This window comes from Dialister micraerophilus, assembly GCF_947090205.1.
Taxonomy (GTDB): Bacteria; Bacillota; Negativicutes; order Veillonellales; family Dialisteraceae; genus Dialister; species Dialister micraerophilus.
The window spans coordinates 1-18,278 of record NZ_CAMUNF010000004.1; the positions used below are offsets into that span (position 1 = coordinate 1).

Below are 18,278 nucleotides of genomic sequence, written 5' to 3' on the forward strand. Positions count from 1 at the left end.
TCACTGAACGGGTTTGCAGCATATGCGCTTACACCTGCTGTGAGTGCAGCTACCGCTGCCAATGCGAAAATCTTTTTCATTTTTATCTCCTTAAAAAAACTCTCCTTTTTGAAATGTACAAAGAGTTACCTTGTTTCCTCTTTTTACATTGCCGAAGCCAAGGAATATTACATACTGAATTATATTACATTACAGTTGCTTTTTGCAATATTTTACATGATTTTATACATTTTTCAGTTAAAATTTCCCGTTATAGGCTTATTGTGCATGTTTTTTCCGTTTTCCGCTCGTTTTATATTTTTTGTTCGTTTTTTATATATTTTATACTCTTTATATTTCATAACAAAATATTATTTTCATAACATATTATTTTATTTTTCGTATTTTAAAATCCCTTTCACTTTCGCAAAAGGGATTTATTTTTACAGAAGTCTTGTATATTTCTTTACATATATTTTCTTTATAAGTGTTACCAGTCCCAAGTAGAATGCCACATTGACAATTAGCAGTATCCAGAAGTTATCGGGAACGGGTAAAAGGTTTAAGAATTTACCGACAACGGTAAACGGTATGACCGTTCCGACCAGCATTCCGAGCAAGGTAATTGTCATCATACTGAAAGCGGGTCGACTTTCTATAAATGGGAATTTCGGTGTACGCAGAGCATAGAGAACGAGTGTCTGTGTCCACAAACTCATTATAAACCAACCGGTATGGAAAATGCTTTCAAATGTGGCAATGTCCGTGCCGGAGGTCAGTTGTACGTAATTGAATCCCATGCTCATAGGTATAATCAGCCAGTACATGAAAAGGAATGTCGTCTGATCGAATACGGAGCTTGTCGGGCCGAACCATATCATGAAGTTACGTATGCTTGCCGCTTCCCATTTTTTCGGTTTTTCCAAGTATTCCATGTCCATATGGTCCCAAGGTATTGCCATGCAGGACAGGTCGTATACCAAGTTCAGAAACAGAAGTTGTACGGGTGTCATCGGCAAGAAGGGCAGGAAAATACTTGCGAGCAGTACGGAGAAAATATTTCCGAAGTTGGAGCTTGTTGTCGCTTTGATGTATTTCATGATGTTTCCGAAAACTTCTCGTCCTTTGACAAGTCCTTGTTCCAAAACGAGTAAATCTTTTTCGAGCAAGATAATGTCGGCGGAATCTTTTGCTATATCGACAGCATTGTCGACTGAAATTGATACATCCGCTTGTCGCATGGCGGGCGAGTCGTTTATACCGTCTCCCATAAATCCTACTACATGTCCGTTTTGTCTGAGTACACGCACGATGTCCGCTTTTTGTGTCGGTGTCAATTTTACAAATGCAACGTGTTCTTCCGCAATTTTTGCCAATTCTTTTTCGGTTATGCCGATAAGGTCTTCGCCGAATACGATGTCACCGATGTCCATTCCTACTTCTTTGCAGACGTGACGTGTGACGAGTTCGCTGTCTCCTGTCAGTACTTTTACATCGACATGATGACGTTTCAATGCCATAATCGCCGCATGTGTTGTTTCTTTCGGCGGATCGAGGAATGCAAGGTATCCTATCATGACCATGTCGTGTTCGTCTTCTATGGAGAAGGCATCCACGTCCGGCGGATTTGTTTTCTGTGCGACACCGAGTACACGGAAACCTTTCTGATTGAGTTTATCTACGTCTTCTACAATTTTATTTCTGTCTTTGTCAGTCAAGGGACGTACTTTGCCGTCAATGTCCACAAAAGAGGATATTGAAAGCATTTCTTCCAAAGCACCTTTTGTAATGAGTTGTGTTTTTCCGTTTTTGTCCGCTACAACTACACTCATTCTTCGTCTGACAAAATCAAAGGGTATTTCATCTATTTTTTCATAACCGACTCCCAAGCCGGATATTTCTTCGTCTGCCGCCCTTATAATCGCTTTGTCCATCAAGTTTTTGAGTCCTGTTTGGAAGTAGCTGTTAAGGTAGGCGTGTTTCAGTACACGATTGCTGCTTTCTCCATTGATACCGAGATGGTATTCCAGTACGATTTGATCTTGTGTCAATGTGCCTGTTTTATCTGTACAGAGTACGTCTATCGCTCCGAAGTTTTGCATCGAGTTCAGACTTCTGACAATGGTTTTTCTCTTGGCGAGGTCGTTCGCTCCTTTGACGAGGTTGGTCGTTACAATCATCGGAAGCATTTCCGGTGTCAAACCTACCGCTATCGAGATACCGAAGAGCAGTGCATCGAGCCAATTTCCTTTTGTCAGTCCGTTGATGATGATGACGAGCGGTGCCATGACCATCATGAATCGTACAAGTAATTTTGATGTCTTTTCTATACCGATATCGAAACTGGTTTTGATCGGAGCCGATTCCAATTGGCGTACTATGTCGCCGAACATTGTATTCAGTCCGGTACTTACTACAATTCCGATTGCACTTCCGCTGACGACTTCACTGCCCGTATAGCAAATATTACCGAAGGAAATAGGGGCATCTCCTTCTTTCACAACTGCATCCGCTTTCTTTTCAACGGGGTAGCTTTCGCCCGTGAGTGAGGTCTGCGAGATAAACAAGTCTTTTGAGGAAATAAGTCGCATATCCGCCGGAATCATGTCGCCTGCACGTAAAGCGACCAAGTCGCCGGGGACAATCGTACTTGTCGGTATTTCCGAGAAAGTACCGTCACGTTTTACTGCAGCAGATATTTCTACAATGGATTGCAGTTTCTTCGCCGCTTTGTCCGAACGATTATTCTGAATGAGTGTCATCGTTCCGCTTGCAAATACGAGAAGAAATATAATAATTGCACTTGTCGCATCTTTATCGCCGACATCTGCAAATACGTATTCCGTCATAAATGAAATCACACCGAGTCCCAAGAGTACCAATGTGAACGGACTGGAGAATACTTTCAATACTTTGAGCCAAAAAGGTTCTTTTTTGTCGATGCGTGTAGTATTTTTTCCGAATTGCTCCAGCCTCTTTTTCGCTTCCGCATCGTCAAGACCGTTTTGCGGAGTGTCGTACAAATTATACAACTCATTTTTGTCAACACGTGCCGCTTCATACATGGTAATTGTTTTCATTTTCCTCATCCTTTCTGTAATCTTTTATAGGATAGGACTTTTGTTCTTGCATGAAAAAAACTCCTCCCGAACAGGAGAAGCTCTATGTACTCAATCGTCTGAGTTTTAGCACTATACAACGTAAACATTGAGTTAGCTGCGTTAAGATATGCCTTATTTCGACAAATCCTGTTACACCCATTGGCGTCTCTCGACGTTTTTGGGCAGCAGCCTATGTTTATATAGGAGCCTCACCGAACAAGTCCGATACAATTACAAAGACAGTATAGCACTCGATAAGAAAAAATCAAGGGTTTTTATGTTATTTTTATGAAATATTTTCAGTTGAAATATTTTTTGATTTTTACATATAAATATAATTAAAAAACACTCATTACGAGTGCTTTTATAATGCATGAAATTATGCGTGAGCATGCTTTCATTGTATGTATTTATTGCAAAAGTATTTTCCCGCAAACACTTGTATATAAATTTATTGACGATGTAATCACAATTATATATAATTGTATAAGAGGTGGTACAAATGTCACAAACAAACGTAAATATCCGAATGGACAGTAAATTGAAAAAAGATTTTTCTTCTTTTTGTGAAGAAATCGGTATGAGCATGACTACCGCTTTTTGTGTTTTTGCAAAAACTGCAGTTCGTGAAAAGAGAATTCCTTTTGAAATTTCATTGAATGACGATCCTTTTTATTCCGAATCGAATCTCCGTTATTTAAAAAAGAAACTTGATGAGTACAAAAGCGGAAAAATGCAGCTTGTAGAACATGGTCTTATCGAGGATTGAAATATGAAAAGAAGTCTTCAATGGGATATTGATGCGTGGAAAAATTATTTATTTTGGCAAAAAGAAGATAAAAGCATACTGAAACGCATCAATCAACTGATAAAAGAAATTTTACGTCACCCTTTTATCGGAACCGGCAAACCCGAACCTTTAAAGGGTAATCTGAAAGGATTATGGAGCAGACGCATAAATCATGAACACAGACTTGTTTATATAGTTGAGGAAACGGTAATCATCATAGTTGATTGCAAAGGCCATTATAATTAAAAAGCACTCATTACGAGTGCTTTTATAATGCATGAAATTATGCGTGAGCATGCTTTTATTGCGTTGCAAGTTCGAGTATTTTCTTTTCCGCCGGTTCCATTATTTCTTTTTGCGAGTCGTCATATGCTATGAATATTATTCTGTATACATCGCCTTTGCGCATGAAGTTCACTTTCATCGTTACCGGCAGTACAAATCCGTCTATGAGCATTTTTCCACGTACTCCCGCACTGTAGAGGTCGGGATTTTTTTCATCTCTTTGGAATTGCATCACTTCGTCTATATCCGCATTTACAAAGTCATAGGGTATCGGAAAATTGTCGTTTCTTACTTTCGCTATTAAATTTTTTAAAAATTCGTTTACAATCGTACCCGCATTTACGAATTTCGTATTAAATCCGAGTATGGGTTTTACAAGTCTTTTGTCTATTCCGTTTTCAAGAAACAGTCCTTCCGCTTCCGGTATGAAAAGTATTTTCGGAAATTCTATGCCGAAAATTCCGGCTTTTGCAAGTACATGGTCTTTTTTTACATATATTGCACCCGCCATATTTAAAATTTCTTGGGGTATTTCTTCAATTTCCGGTAATTTTTTATTTATCATCGGTGTGAATTTTATATTTTTCGGATAGTCGAGTTCGTTCAAAAATCCTTTTATCGGAAGTTCTCCGGTGAAAAATTTCGGCATTTGTGTTTCAAAAACTGCAGAGAGTTCGAGGTTTTTTTCTTCTTCAAGTTCTTTTTTGTCTTCTTTGTCGTTTTTCTTTTCTTCTGCGTTTTCTTTTTTTTCGTCTTTTACGTTTTCGATTTTTTCCAAGTTGTCGGATTTTTCGGTTTCGTCTTTATTTGTTTTTTCGTTTTCAATTTTTTCGGTTTTTTCGAGTTTTTTTACTTCTTCTTTTTCCGCTTTTACTTCTTCCTTTTCCGTTTCTTTTTCAGTTCTTACTTCAGTTTTTGTATTTTTTTCTTCTTTAGTTGCAGATTGTTTTGTATCTTGTTTTTTGTCCTGTTTTATTTTTTCTTCCGTTTTTGCCGGATTTTCTTTTGAAATTTTTTTGTCTTTACTTTCCGTTTTTTCGTCCGGTTTATTTATTTTTTCTTCGTTCGTATAGTTCGGATTTATTCTCAGATTTCCGCCTTGCGGTGTGTTTGCCTGTATGCCTGTAATCGACATGGTCATAAGCATTGCAAGTATTATCGTTGTAAGTTTTCTCATTTTTCCATACCTCTCAATGCTTGTTCAATAAAGGGTCTGAAGTATTTTGCCGCTACTTGTGTAGTATTGAATACCGAGTATGTGCTTCCTTCTTTTCCTTTTATGATTATTGTGTCGATGTACAGATCGCTTGAAAAGTCTGCATTTTCAAAGTCGGCTTTCGTTTCTTTTTCTGTGTATTCAATTCCTTTTTCACTTTTTTTCATATCTTTTTCTTTTATATCCAAAGGTATGTTTTTTATGTATGACTTTACAGCCATTCCTACGAAGTCGATGTTTTCGATTTCTTTCGCAAGATTTTCCTGAAGTTGTTTCAGTTTCGTTTTATCGCTGTTTTTTACGTATACGCTTACGAGTATTCCTTGGTAGTAGTTTTCTTTCGTGTTGCTTCTCAATTGGTATATGCGTGTATTTTTTATTATGTTTGTGACTGTATTTGTCGCTTCTTCGACATTTGTCGTCACTCCCGAGTTCAAGAGGCTTTCTTTTATTTTTTCTTGTGTTTCTTTTTTGTCTATTTCTTTTCTTATCATTTTTACAGTGAATGAATTTTCAGCGTCATAGACTCCGACTTTTTCGCTCAAGTCCAATGTCTCTCCTTGCGGCAATTGAAGTTTTTCAGCATTTGCAATACCGCAGGTCATCATTGCAATAAGTATTGCAGATGTAATTATTTTTTTCATATTTTCTCCTATTCTATTTCCAAAAGTGTGCGTATCGCTATACCGGCGAGCATCATTCCGGCTACCGGAGGTACAAATGATATGGATCCTACGGCATTTCCTTCACCGATTATTTCACGCGGTTTTTCTTTCGAGTATATCGTTGTAAGTTTTTTTACTCTTTGTTTTCTGAGTTCTTTGCGTATTTTTTTCGCAAGCGGACAGATGTCCGTTTTGTATATGTCTGCAATTTGCAAAAGTTCGGGGTGTATACGGTTTCCGGTTCCCATGGATGATGCATGGGGTATGTTTTCGTCTTCACATATTTTCGCCATTGAAATTTTTGCCGCTACGTCATCTATCGCATCTACTATAAAGTCCGCATGAAGATTTTTGATAAATTCCGCATCTCCGCTTTCAAATCTTTCCGCTTTGATTTGTACGTTGCATTCCGGATTTACACGCATTGCACGTTCTTTCATTACTTCTACTTTTATTCTTCCTACCGTTGTGAGGTCCGCCACAAGTTGTCTGTTGATATTTGTTTCGTCTACAACGTCTTTATCTATAAATATGAGGTTTCCTACACCTGCACGTACCAGTGCTTCACAGGCATACGATCCCACTCCGCCCGTACCGAATACGGCAACGGTTTTCGTTTTGAGTTTTTCAAGATTTTCTTCACCCAGTGTACGTATGGTTCTTTGAAATACAGATTTCATCAAATTTCTCCTTTTTCTTTATCTTTATCATTATAGCAAAAACTTTCCGCAAACGCTTTCATGAAAACTTTTATTTCAAATATATTTATCGAATTTATTTCGGTTTAATTTTCTGATTATATGCTTTCAAAGAGTACAAAAACGCATTGAGACTTTACGTTTCAAGGCCCTTAATTTCTAGCTAATTATTAACTTTTATGTTATATTATAAAGAATGTGTCTCATTGCCTGAGGCATAAACAAAAAAATATTGGAGTACCGATTTTATTATGACCTGTCGATTAATTTTTAATCTATGTCCGTCAAAAAGGTCTTAGGGTTGTGCATAAAATCGTCATCCCAAAGAAAGGTGGAGTCTATGAATATTATTGATGAATTGACATGGCGTGGCGCCATAAATCAGCAAACTGATGCAGAAGGATTGTATAAATTGACGGGAGAGAAAGCGATCTCTCTGTATTGCGGCGTTGACCCCACCGGTGACAGTATGCACATCGGTCATTTGATACCTTTCATGATGCTCAAACGCTTTCAGTTGGCGGGACATCATCCTTACATGTTGATCGGCGGTGCTACCGGTTCTATCGGTGATCCGAGCGGACGCAAAACGGAACGTGTTTTGCAGTCTATTGAAAAAGTTGAACATAACGTAAAATGTTTGACCGCTCAGCTTACGAAACTTTTCGGAGGTTCGGAGAATATTACTTTCGTAAACAATTACGAATGGCTTTCAAAGATTTCTTTATTGGATTTTTTGAGAGATTACGGTAAACATTTCAATATCAATACGATGCTTGCAAAGGATATTGTCGCAAGTCGTCTTGATACCGGTATTTCTTTTACCGAGTTTACTTACCAAATACTTCAGTCTATAGATTTCAGACATTTGTACTTGACTCGTGATGTACAGCTTCAAATAGGCGGTGCGGATCAGTGGGGAAATATTACTTCCGGTGTTGATTTCATTCATACAAAGGAAGGTCGTCAGGCACAGGTTTACGGTTTGACCATTCCTCTCATGCTCAAGGCCGACGGTACGAAGTTCGGCAAAACTGCCGGCGGTGCTGTATGGCTCGATTCAAAGAAAACTTCCACTTACGAATTCTACCAGTTCTGGTTCAATCAGGATGATCGTGATGTGGTTCGTTACTTGAAGTTCTTTACTTTCCTTACAAAGGAAGAAATAGATGAACTCGACAAGCTTACACAGTCTCAACCGGAAAAACGTACGGCACAGAAACGTCTTGCAGAAGAGGTTACACGTTTCGTACATGGAGAGGACGGTTTAAAAGAAGCTCTCAAGGTAACGGAAGCTCTCTTTACGGGTAACATTCAGGAGTTGACACTTTCCGAAATTGAAGGTGCTTTCAAAAACACCGAAGGCGGAAATATTCACGAAGCTCCTATGAATATCGTTGAGGCTCTTGTACAGGGCGGAGTTGAAAAGTCCAAACGTCAGGCAAGAGAAGATATTAAAAACGGTGCTGTAAGTATTAACGGTGTAAAGGTGACGGATCTTGAAGCAAATGTAACCGCTCATCCAAATACCGAAGGAAAATACATTATAGTTCGTAAAGGTAAGAAAAAATATTTCTCAATCAAGATTGGTGAATAACAGTAAGGCGGCACTTATGTGCCGTCTTTTTTTGTGCGAAAAATCAAAATTCCCTCTACGTTTGTAAAGGGAATTTTTGTTTTTTATTCAATTACCATGAGTAAATCTCCGGTTTCGATGCGTGAGCCTTGTTTTACAAGTACTTCGGCAACAAGTCCGTCAATCGGGGATTTTATTACCGTTTCCATCTTCATGGCTTCGGTAACTATGAGAGGTTGTCCTTTCTTTACGGATGTACCTTTTCCGGCAAGTATTTTCACTACCGATCCCGAAAGTGTCGCACCGATTTCTCCTGCGATATTTTTGTCCGCTTTTCTTGATACTACGGCATCTGTATTTGCGTGTTTGTCAAATACCGTAATTTCACGCGGCATACCGTTCAATTCGAAGAGTACACGACGTTTACCTTCACGATTGGGCGGTGAAATACTGTCGAGTTTTATTATAAGCATTTTACCTTTTTCGATATTTACACGTATTTCTTCGCCCACATTCATTCCGAAGAAGAATGTCGGTGTATCAAGTACGGAAAGGTCTCCGTATTTCTTGTATCTATCGGTGTATCCGGCAAATACCAACGGATAAATATTGTATGATGCGAGTGTATTTTCCGTCACTTTCAAACCTTTTGCCGTCATATCTTTCTTTACTTTTTCAAAGTCTATGTCTTTCGGCTTTTCTTCAAGGTGAGGTTTCTTTCCTCTCAGTACGAGGTTTTGAAGTTTCTTCGGAAATCCTCCGTAAGGTGTTCCGAGTTTTCCGTCAAAGAAGTCTACTACCGATTTCGGGAAACTTAATTTTTGTCCTTTTTCGTAAATATTCTTTTCATCAATTCCGTTATTGATCATGAAAAGTGTCATGTCTCCGACAACTTTTGATGAGGGTGTTACTTTTACTATATCTCCGAAAAGCATATTTACCTTGCCGTACATTTCACAAATTTCCGCCCAACGTTCACCAAGTCCCAAGCCTCTTGCCTGCTGACGAAGATTTGAGTATTGTCCTCCCGGCATTTCATGGCGATATACCGTTGTGTTCGCTCCGGTGATTTTGCTGTCCACTCCTGCATAGTAAGGACGTACACCCTGCCAGTAGCGGTCTATTTCTTCGAGTGCGTCTATGTCGAGTTTCGGCTGACGCTTGTGATTTTGAAGTGCATAGTAGAGCGAGGACATGGACGGTTGTGCCGTTCCACCGGATAATGCACTCGTTGCTACGTCTACAATGTCCACTCCTGCATCTATTGCACGTGTGTACATGTATTGAGTACATCCGCTGCCTTCGTGACTGTGCAAGTGTATCGGTAAATCTACCGCATCTTTGAGTGCGCTTATAAGTACATATGCCGCTTGAGGTTTCAAAAGTCCTGCCATGTCTTTTATCGCAATAATATTTGCACCTGCATTTTGCATTGATTTTGCAAGGTCGGTGTAGTATCTCAATGAATATTTCTGACGGCGATCGTCCAAAATATCACCCGTATAGCAGAATGCCGTTTCAGCTATTTTACCCTGTTTTCTTACTTCATCTATCGTTACCGTCATGTGGTCGAGCTGGTTCAAACAGTCGAATATACGGAATACATCTATACCGTTTACCGCTGCACGTTCGATGAATTGACGGATTACATTTTCCGGATAATTGAGGTATCCTACGGCATTTGCACCACGTGTAAGCATCTGGAATAAAATATTCGGAGCGGCTTCACGCATTTTGTGCAAACGGTCCCACGGACTTTCGTCAAGGAATCTGTATGCAACGTCAAATGTCGCACCTCCCCAGTTTTCAAAGGAGAAAAGTTGCGGCACTTTTGTGGCGGTGTAACGTATCGCATTCATAATATCGTGCGTTCTTACACGAGTTGCCAAAAGCGACTGATGTGCATCACGATAAGTCGTATCCATGAACATTACTTCTTTTTTATCGTGTATGTACTTTATAAACTTATCTACACCCATTTCGTCAAGGAGCTGACGTGTACCCTTGGGTAGAGGTTCTTTTCCGGCATCCAACTTGTAAAGCGGATCGAAATTCGGCTTGTCCTGATGGCCTGCACCTGCATATCCGTTTACAACTATATCACCGATGTAATCAAGAAGTTTTGTACCTCTGTCGCTTACTTCGACCGTATCCTTGAGCAATTCATGATGACGATCTATGTAATTTACATCGCACAAACCGTTTTGGAAATCATCGGTATTGAGCATATTCTGAAGGAAGTATATATTCGTCTGCACTCCGCTTATACGGAATTCGTCAAGACAACGGAGCATACGTCTTACCGTATCCTTCGCATTGGACGCATGCACACTTACCTTCACCAAAAGCGAATCATAGTACGGTGTAATAATGGCACCCGTATATGCCGTACCGGCATCCAAACGCACACCTGGACCGCCGCAACTTCTATATGCGACAATCTTACCCGTATCCGGCATGAAATTGTTCTGCGGATTTTCAGTGGTTATACGACACTGAATTGCAACACCCTCATGCTTGATTTCCTCTTGCTTGCCTATTCCGATTTCTTCACCGTCCAAAGCATATCCTTCGGCAATCAAAATTTGTGTACGTACAATATCTATATCCGTAATCATTTCCGTAACGGTATGTTCAACCTGTATACGAGGGTTTACTTCTATGAAATAAAAATCCTTCTGATTTTCATCAACCAAAAATTCTACGGTACCTGCATTAAGGTACTTTACATTCTTCATCAACTTTACCGCCGCATCGCAAATGCGTTTACGCAATTCAAGCGGAAGAGACCATGCAGGAGCCATTTCTATAACTTTCTGATGTCTTCTCTGTATTGAACAATCACGTTCAAAAAGGTGAATAATATTCCCTTTTCCGTCACCTATAATTTGCACTTCGATATGCTTGGGATTTACAACGCAACGTTCCGCATATACTTCATCATCACCGAAAGCAAGTTTCGCCTCGGTCTTTGCAATACTATAAGCGCTTACGAGGTCGTCCATGCAATCTACACTGCGCATACCGCGACCGCCGCCGCCGTTTACAGCTTTGATCATAATCGGAAAACCGTATTTCTGTGCAAATTCTTTTACATCATCAAAACTCTTTACTGCACCATGTGTACCCGGAATCATCGGTATATCTGCAAGCTTCGCCTGCTCACGTGCATTTACCTTATCACCGAACATTACCAAATGTTCCTCACGAGGTCCGATGAAAATAATTCCTTCCTCATGACAACGGCGTGCAAGATTTACATTTTCAGCCAAAAAACCGTAACCCGGATGAACCGCATCTACATTATGTTCCTTGCAAATACGAATAATTTCCTCAATATCCAAGTAAGCGGCAACAGGCTCGTCACCCTCACCTATCAAATAAGCTTCATCGGCACGATTTCGATGAAGGGACAAAACGTCCTCCTTCGAATAAACTGCGACAGTTCGTATTCCAAGTTCCTTACAAGCTCGGAAAACACGAATAGCTATCTCACCTCTGTTGGCTACAAGCACTTTCTGAATTTTTCTCATGGATGCCTCCTTATATAATATGACTATATTTTACCACCCGATACATAAAATTCAATAAATATTACAAAGTTTTATAGAGTTGACAAATATCAATAACTTTTTGTAAAAATATAAAAACGAAAAAAATTACAAGTAAACATGCACTTTTCTAAAGCTATTCAAAATAAAATGAAATAAAAAATCAGTTGACAATACAATACGTACACAACAACTCCGATTGCTTTATTTTCCCTTTATAAAAATATATTATTTTTTACAATTAAAACCTTGTATGCTACTATAAAACAAGAAAAAGGATAAAGGAGCAAAGCATGAAAATATTAAAAGAATTCAAAGACTTCGCAATGCGTGGAAACATTATCGACATGGCAATAGGTGTAATTATAGGTTCGGCATTCGGAAAGATCGTGTCGTCATTTGTAGAAAACATAATAATGCCGCCGATTGGACTGCTTATCGGAGGAATAGACCTGTCAAACTTCTTCATACCGCTAAGCTCCACACCCGTATCAACACTTGCAGAAGCAAAAGCACTGGGCGTTCCCGTAATGGCAATCGGACTCTTCTTGAACTCCGTAATCGACTTCTTGATTATTGCATTCTGCATATTCTTCACACTCAAACAAATAAACAAATTCCTACCGAAAAAAGCTCCGGAAAAAAAGCGCAAATGCGAATACTGCAAAGAACCGATAAACGACCAAGCAACACGCTGTCCCCACTGCACCGCACAACTTACAAAATAAAGAAATTACAAAATATACACTTGTTATTAAACAACACAAAATAAAAAACGACATCGAAACAAAAAAATCGATGTCGTTTTGTTATATTATTAAACGTTCAAATATTATTTACAACTCATCATCAAACTAAATCTAAAATCTGATTTCTTAATATACACGAATATAAAATATAACTTTACGATACTTCAAAACTCTTTTAAAACAAAAATTTTCAAGTTTAAATATTTCCAATACAACAAATAAAAGCAAAAGAAAAAGCCCGCACATGGTGCAGGCAAATTTCAAAATTACTTGGTGCCGAAAATTCTGTCGCCGGCATCACCGAGACCGGGGAGAATGTAATTGTTTTCATCCAAATCTCTATCCAATCCGGCAGTATAAATCTGTACATCAGGATGCTCACGATTTACCAATTCCACACCTTGCGGAGCGGCTACAAGGCAAAGGAACTTAATATTTTTTGCACCGCGATCTTTAAGCATCTGAATTGCCGCAACCGAACTTCCGCCGGTAGCAAGCATGGGATCCAAAAGAATAAACTGACGATTGTGTATATCCGGCAGCTTGCAATAATATTCAACCGGCTTAAAAGTCTTGGGATCACGATACATACCCACTATACCGACACGTGCTGACGGAACAAGTTCAAGCATCGCATCTACCATGCCGAAACCTGCACGAAGAATCGGAACAATTCCGAGCTTCTTACCCGTAATACGCTTACCGGCAGTCTTTTCCAAAGGAGTTTCAATTTCAAAATCTTCAAGCTGCAAATCACGTGTAACCTCATAACCCATAAGCAAGGTTATTTCCTTCAGCAACTTACGAAACTCTGCCGAGCAAGTATTCTTCTTTCTCATAATAGTCAACTTATGCTGTACCAAAGGATGATCGATAACTGTTATATTCATGGCGCCCTCCTGTTAAACATCATTTTATCCTATATATAATAGCACAAACATTCAATAAAAATAACTGCAAAACAACACACTTCAAAAGAAAATTTCAAAATATAAAAATTTATAAAAATGTTATTTTACTTTTTGTTAGCATTTATGTTATTATACTTCCGAAAAAGTAAAAAATATAACTTTAAATCAATATATTAAATAAAATATATTCAAAAGAGTATAGAAAGAAAGAAGGGAAAAATGAAAAAACACATAGCAATCCTTACAGCACTTGCAAGCACACTCATACTCACAAGTGCAAATGCAGAATACGGCGTAACGACAGGCGGACACATACACCGTGAATTCCACAAACAGACAATTGAAAAGCAAACATTCAAAACTGAAGAAAAATCAAGTACATCAAGTTCATCGTCAAAATTCAAAGTAAAAGGAATAACCGAACCGGTAGACAAGGACGATCTTCTCATTGACGTAAGAGAGAAATCCGAACTTGCGGAATACAAAAATACAAAAGTCGACAACGACACAACATTCTACGAAAACGGAATTCTTGCAAAAGTCAGAAAAGAAAAGCTTTGGGGAATATTCGGAACTGACGAAACAATCACGCTTAAACCCGAATACAAAAAACTCACAGCTGAAAAGAGCGGATTTTTCCTTGCACAAAATTCCAAAAAAGACGAAAAATACATAGACAAAAACGGAAAAGAAATTTCAAACGAAGAGGCGAAAAAAATACTTCGCAGAGAAAAAGGAATACTCGGCTACAAAGAAGGCAACCTTTACGGATTTAAAAACGGTGACGGAAAAGTAATAATTTCACCACGTTACAAAAAAGTATTGACAAAGTTCAGCGAAGGCATCGCATTCGTAATAGATGAAAACGGAAGCAACATAGCAATAGACGAAAACGGAACAAAACTTTTCAACAACAAGTACAAAGACATCGAAAGCTACAAGTACGGAGTTGCCGAATACCATCGCAAAGTAAATGCCGTAAAAGCAAGAACATGGCTCGGAGTACTCATAACATCCGCACTCAACGATATACCTGAAGACGACTTGGTAGACAGAAACACCTACAAAGAAGTAAAAAGAGGATTTATCGACAAGAGCGGAAATATAGTAATAGACAGCAAGAACGACAAAGTTTATCCCATGACAAAATACGGTACATTCGTTATAAACAAAGGCGAAACAAAATTCGTAGATACCCATGGAAATACAATATTCAGAGGTAAAAACCTGAAAGTAGATTCCATATCGACAGATGACGGATATGCCGTTTTGAAAGACAAAGAATTCGACACCGTAGGAATACTGGACATGAAAAGCGGAAACTTTACAACCGGATCCGACTATGACAAAATAATTTTATTGGGACAAAACCGTGCAATAGCAAAATGGGAAGGAACGAGAGCATACATCGATGCATCAACCGGTGAAGAAATCCTCACACTTTCCGAAAACGTACATATAAAACAATTCGGAAATACTCCCTACACATGGATTTGTAAACGTGGAGAATTTTTCGCAATCATCGACACAAAAGGAAATATAATACATAAAGAAAAGGAAATCGAAAACGCAAAAATTTTCAAAAACGGCTACGCCCCCGCAAAGAAAAACGGCAAATGGGGAATAATAAACGCAGAAGGAATTTGGGTACTTTCACCAAATTATGATGAAATAGAAATGATGTAAAAAACAAAAACCGTTGTAAATAAACAACGGTTTTTACTATGTTTAAATTTTTATTTTCTATGCGAATTATTTGTTTCATTCTTTATGAAACTTAAAATTATTGTCGATATAGGAATAAGCATAGGATAGAATGCGTAGAATATATAATTTACATTTGAAAGTCCCAAGGTTCCTATTATGAATGTACCGGCTACGCTCCAAGGGACTATCGAGGAGAATGCCGCTCCGGCACCGGATAGTGTTCTTGTCATTACGTGCATGGGTATATTCATTTTTTTATACAAGGGTTTGAATGTTTCTCCCGGAAGTACTACTGTAAGGTATTGTTCTCCTATCAGAATTCCGGTGAGCATACATCCTACAGAGTTGAATATTACCAGTGCGGTTTGATTTTTTACAAAGTGTTCTATGTGTTTTATAACTGTTGAGAAAATTTCAAGTTTTACCAAAAGTCCGCCCATTCCGAGTGCGAGTATTATCATAGATGCCGATCCCATCATACTCATTATTCCGCCACGTGAAAAAATTTTGTCGATTGTTTCTATTCCGGTGTTTGAGGCGTATCCTGTCATTACGAGGCTTGCCACATTTTGCAATGATGAGTTCGGTGCAAAAAATACATAGATAATTAATGCACTTATTATACCTATGAGTAAGCTTGCTATTGCCGGAAGTTTACGCCAAGATGCTATGAATATGAGAAGTATTGGAACAAGTGTAATCGGTGAGACAAAGAAAAATTTATTCAACGATTGTATGGTTTCCGCAATTCCTCCGGATACTTCATTTGCGCTTCCGCCCAATATTACATAGATTATTATTGAAATAACCAGTACGGGGAGTGTGCTTTTTGCAAGATTTCTCAAATGTTTCGACAGGGGTATTTCTCCTATTGCCGAGCATAAATTCGGTACGTCCGCAAGAGGTGACATATTATTTGCAAAGAAAGCTCCCGAAACGATTGCACCTGCAATGTATGCATCGGGAATTTCTGATATACGTCCGAGTGTAATCAATACTACTCCCATTGTTGAAATGGTTGTAAATGATGAACCGATTGTAAGTCCTTCAGCTATACAGATAATGAATGCTATTACGGGAAGATATTTTGCCGATATAATTTTGTATCCGTATACTACTACGGTCGGTATGGTGCCTGCTGCAATGAGTGATGCAACGAGTGTGCCTATGAGCATGAATATAATAAGCGGCACTATGCCGGGTTCAATTCCTTTTATTATTCCTTTGTGTATGTCGTCCCATGAAAATCCTTTTATTTTACCCCACATACATAAGAGTGCGAATACAAGTAAAATCGGTACTTGCGGCGGCATTTGAAAGTGTATTATTCCTGCGCCGAGACAGATAAGGATAATAATTATTGCCGCTATGGCTTCAATCAAGGATATGCGGTTTTGTTTTTTTCCATTCATAATAATTCCCCTTTTAGAATTTTTTATTTTTCGAATATTGTCATTTACGCAGGAATTATTTATCGGTATAACGTAAATTTGATAAAAAATCAAGTTTATTTTAATTGAGTGATTTTTCTGTTATAAATATTTTCCTTGAAGTTTGAAGTTTGATAAAAGCAAATATCCGAATTACGGCTTCCGTTTTTTACAATATATTTATTTTCTTTGTCGACATGCGATATATGATGAAGGTTTCAATAAAAGGAATATAAATTTCATCACATAAAAAAAGTTGCAGCACATTTTAAATGAACTGCAGCTTTTTATATTTCTTAAATAAACATAAGATATCTTACATAGAGGTATATTGCAGATACGACAAGTGAAAGGAGCATAAGAGGGAAGCACCATTTCAAGAATGTGTTGAAGCTTATTTTGTATCCTTCTTTTGCCGCTATCGCTATCATGATTACGTTCGGTGATGCACCTATCATCGTTCCGTTTCCGCCAAAGCACGCACCGAGTGCGAGTGACCACCACATGTAGTCCGAGTGGGGTGCATTCAAAAGTACCTGCATATTGTGTATGAGAGGTATCATTGTTGCCGTAAACGGTATATTGTCGATGAATGCGGATGCAATTCCCGAGAGGAAAAGAATGAGGAATGTTACAAGGTTCATATCTCCGCCTACAAGTCCGATTGCCCATTTTGCGAGCGCTTCAATTACTCCGGCATTTTCCATTCCTCCGACCAATATGAAGAGTCCTGTAAAGAAGAGTAATGTGTCGAGGTCTACTTCTTTCATTACTTCTTGCGGGTCTATTCCGCATATAATCATAGCTGCGACACCGCCGGTCATTGCAATTGTTGCCGATTGAAGTCCGAACATACTGTGTATTACAAATCCGCAGATCGTAAGTGCGAGTATCGAAAGCGATCTTTTAAGTATTTTCTTGTCTTCTATTGCAGATGATATATCTATTTTGTCAAGTTCTTCTTGTGTCATATGCACGTTCGGAAGTTGTTTTCGAAACAGTACGAGTATTGCGATAAGTGTCACGATAATTGTAACAACTACTACCGGTGCAAGGTTTATCAAGAAGTCGTTGAAGTCCAAATGCGTTGCCGATCCGATCATAACGTTCGGCGGATTACCGATCATGAGTGCCGTTCCGCCTATGTTAGCCATGAGAATTTCAGATATAAGTATGGGAACGGGTGAAATCTTGAGCATACGACAGATGGATATAGTCATCGGTGCTATAAGTAATGCTGCCGTTACGGAGTCTATGAGTGCCGCTCCTACTGCCGTTACTATGGAAAGCAATATGAGCAATTCTTTTGATTGCCCTTTACTCATTTTTACAGCCCAAAGTGCCATCGCCTTGAAAAATCCGGATTTCTTTACTACGGAAATTAAAATCATCATACCCATTAACAAACCGATGGTATTGAAGTCGATAAATTGTGTAAATGCTTGATTTTGTGTGACAAAACCGAAGTAAATCATTGCACCGCCGCCGAGTAATGCGCAAATGGTGCGCGGCACCTTTTCCGACATAATCCCGATATAGGTTAAAACGAAAATAATAATTGCGGTATAGAATGCTGTCTGTCCTGTCATATGAGCAGGGTCTATCCCCCTTCGCCACCTT

At 38.7% G+C, this 18,278-nt stretch carries 13 protein-coding genes and 1 riboswitch; of the genes, 5 read left to right on the forward strand and 8 right to left on the reverse strand.

What is annotated here, in order from left to right; all coding sequences use genetic code 11:
- Positions 1-422 precede the first annotated feature (422 nt).
- Positions 423-3,059 (reverse strand): magnesium-translocating P-type ATPase, encoded by a 2,637-nt coding sequence (gene mgtA / locus P6922_RS03280; RefSeq protein WP_276874257.1) that lies wholly within the window; start codon positions 3,057-3,059, stop codon positions 423-425.
- Positions 3,060-3,141: 82 nt separating this feature from the next.
- Positions 3,142-3,308: riboswitch (M-box (ykoK) riboswitch) on the reverse strand.
- Positions 3,309-3,582: 274 nt separating this feature from the next.
- On the opposite strand from mgtA, the gene P6922_RS03285 reads away from it, so the two are divergent.
- Together P6922_RS03285 and P6922_RS03290 are read left to right on the forward strand one after the other, a co-directional pair.
- Positions 3,583-3,849: a type II toxin-antitoxin system RelB/DinJ family antitoxin gene (locus P6922_RS03285; protein ID WP_007554867.1), complete on the forward strand. Its 267-nt coding sequence runs from the start codon at positions 3,583-3,585 to the stop codon at positions 3,847-3,849.
- Positions 3,850-3,852: 3 nt separating this feature from the next.
- Complete coding sequence (locus P6922_RS03290; RefSeq protein ID WP_276874260.1) at positions 3,853-4,116, forward strand: Txe/YoeB family addiction module toxin; 264 nt, start codon at positions 3,853-3,855, stop codon at positions 4,114-4,116.
- 55 nt (positions 4,117-4,171) lie between these two features.
- On the opposite strand, the gene P6922_RS03295 is transcribed toward P6922_RS03290, so the two are convergent.
- Genes P6922_RS03295 through P6922_RS03305 form a run of 3 tightly spaced genes read right to left on the reverse strand, consistent with a single transcriptional unit; the run spans position 4,172 to position 6,716 of the window.
- Positions 4,172-5,332, reverse strand: coding sequence for a hypothetical protein (locus P6922_RS03295; protein WP_276874261.1), 1,161 nt, complete (start codon positions 5,330-5,332; stop codon positions 4,172-4,174).
- Positions 5,329-6,015 carry a hypothetical protein gene (locus P6922_RS03300; protein ID WP_276874262.1) on the reverse strand — a complete coding sequence of 229 codons (687 nt, stop codon included), beginning with the start codon at positions 6,013-6,015 and terminating at the stop codon, positions 5,329-5,331. The genes P6922_RS03295 and P6922_RS03300 overlap by 4 nt, the downstream gene beginning before the upstream one ends.
- A gap of 8 nt (positions 6,016-6,023) precedes the next feature.
- Positions 6,024-6,716, reverse strand: a complete 693-nt coding sequence (locus tag P6922_RS03305; protein ID WP_276874264.1) for a tRNA threonylcarbamoyladenosine dehydratase — start codon at positions 6,714-6,716, stop codon at positions 6,024-6,026.
- A 358-nt stretch (positions 6,717-7,074) separates the two neighbouring features.
- Between P6922_RS03305 and tyrS the strand changes: the two genes are divergently transcribed.
- Complete coding sequence (tyrS, locus tag P6922_RS03310) at positions 7,075-8,331, forward strand: tyrosine--tRNA ligase (RefSeq protein ID WP_276874266.1); 1,257 nt, start codon at positions 7,075-7,077, stop codon at positions 8,329-8,331.
- A gap of 83 nt (positions 8,332-8,414) precedes the next feature.
- On the opposite strand, the gene P6922_RS03315 is transcribed toward tyrS, so the two are convergent.
- Positions 8,415-11,843 carry a pyruvate carboxylase gene (locus tag P6922_RS03315; RefSeq protein WP_276874268.1) on the reverse strand — a complete coding sequence of 1,143 codons (3,429 nt, stop codon included), beginning with the start codon at positions 11,841-11,843 and terminating at the stop codon, positions 8,415-8,417.
- Between the two features lie 311 nt (positions 11,844-12,154).
- On the opposite strand from P6922_RS03315, the gene mscL reads away from it, so the two are divergent.
- The gene (gene mscL, locus P6922_RS03320; RefSeq protein ID WP_276874270.1) at positions 12,155-12,589 is read left to right on the forward strand and encodes a large conductance mechanosensitive channel protein MscL; all 435 of its coding nucleotides are present in this window, start codon (positions 12,155-12,157) and stop codon (positions 12,587-12,589) included.
- A 287-nt stretch (positions 12,590-12,876) separates the two neighbouring features.
- On the opposite strand, the gene upp is transcribed toward mscL, so the two are convergent.
- Entirely contained in the window at positions 12,877-13,500 is a 624-nt protein-coding gene (gene upp / locus P6922_RS03325; protein ID WP_276874271.1) for a uracil phosphoribosyltransferase, read from the reverse strand.
- Positions 13,501-13,740: 240 nt separating this feature from the next.
- On the opposite strand from upp, the gene P6922_RS03330 reads away from it, so the two are divergent.
- Entirely contained in the window at positions 13,741-15,207 is a 1,467-nt protein-coding gene (locus P6922_RS03330; RefSeq protein ID WP_276874273.1) for a WG repeat-containing protein, read from the forward strand.
- A 50-nt stretch (positions 15,208-15,257) separates the two neighbouring features.
- On the opposite strand, the gene P6922_RS03335 is transcribed toward P6922_RS03330, so the two are convergent.
- The gene (locus P6922_RS03335) at positions 15,258-16,640 is read right to left on the reverse strand and encodes a Na+/H+ antiporter NhaC family protein (protein WP_276874276.1); all 1,383 of its coding nucleotides are present in this window, start codon (positions 16,638-16,640) and stop codon (positions 15,258-15,260) included.
- 314 nt (positions 16,641-16,954) lie between these two features.
- Complete coding sequence (locus P6922_RS03340; RefSeq protein WP_276874279.1) at positions 16,955-18,247, reverse strand: ArsB/NhaD family transporter; 1,293 nt, start codon at positions 18,245-18,247, stop codon at positions 16,955-16,957.
- Positions 18,248-18,278: the final 31 nt, after the last annotated feature.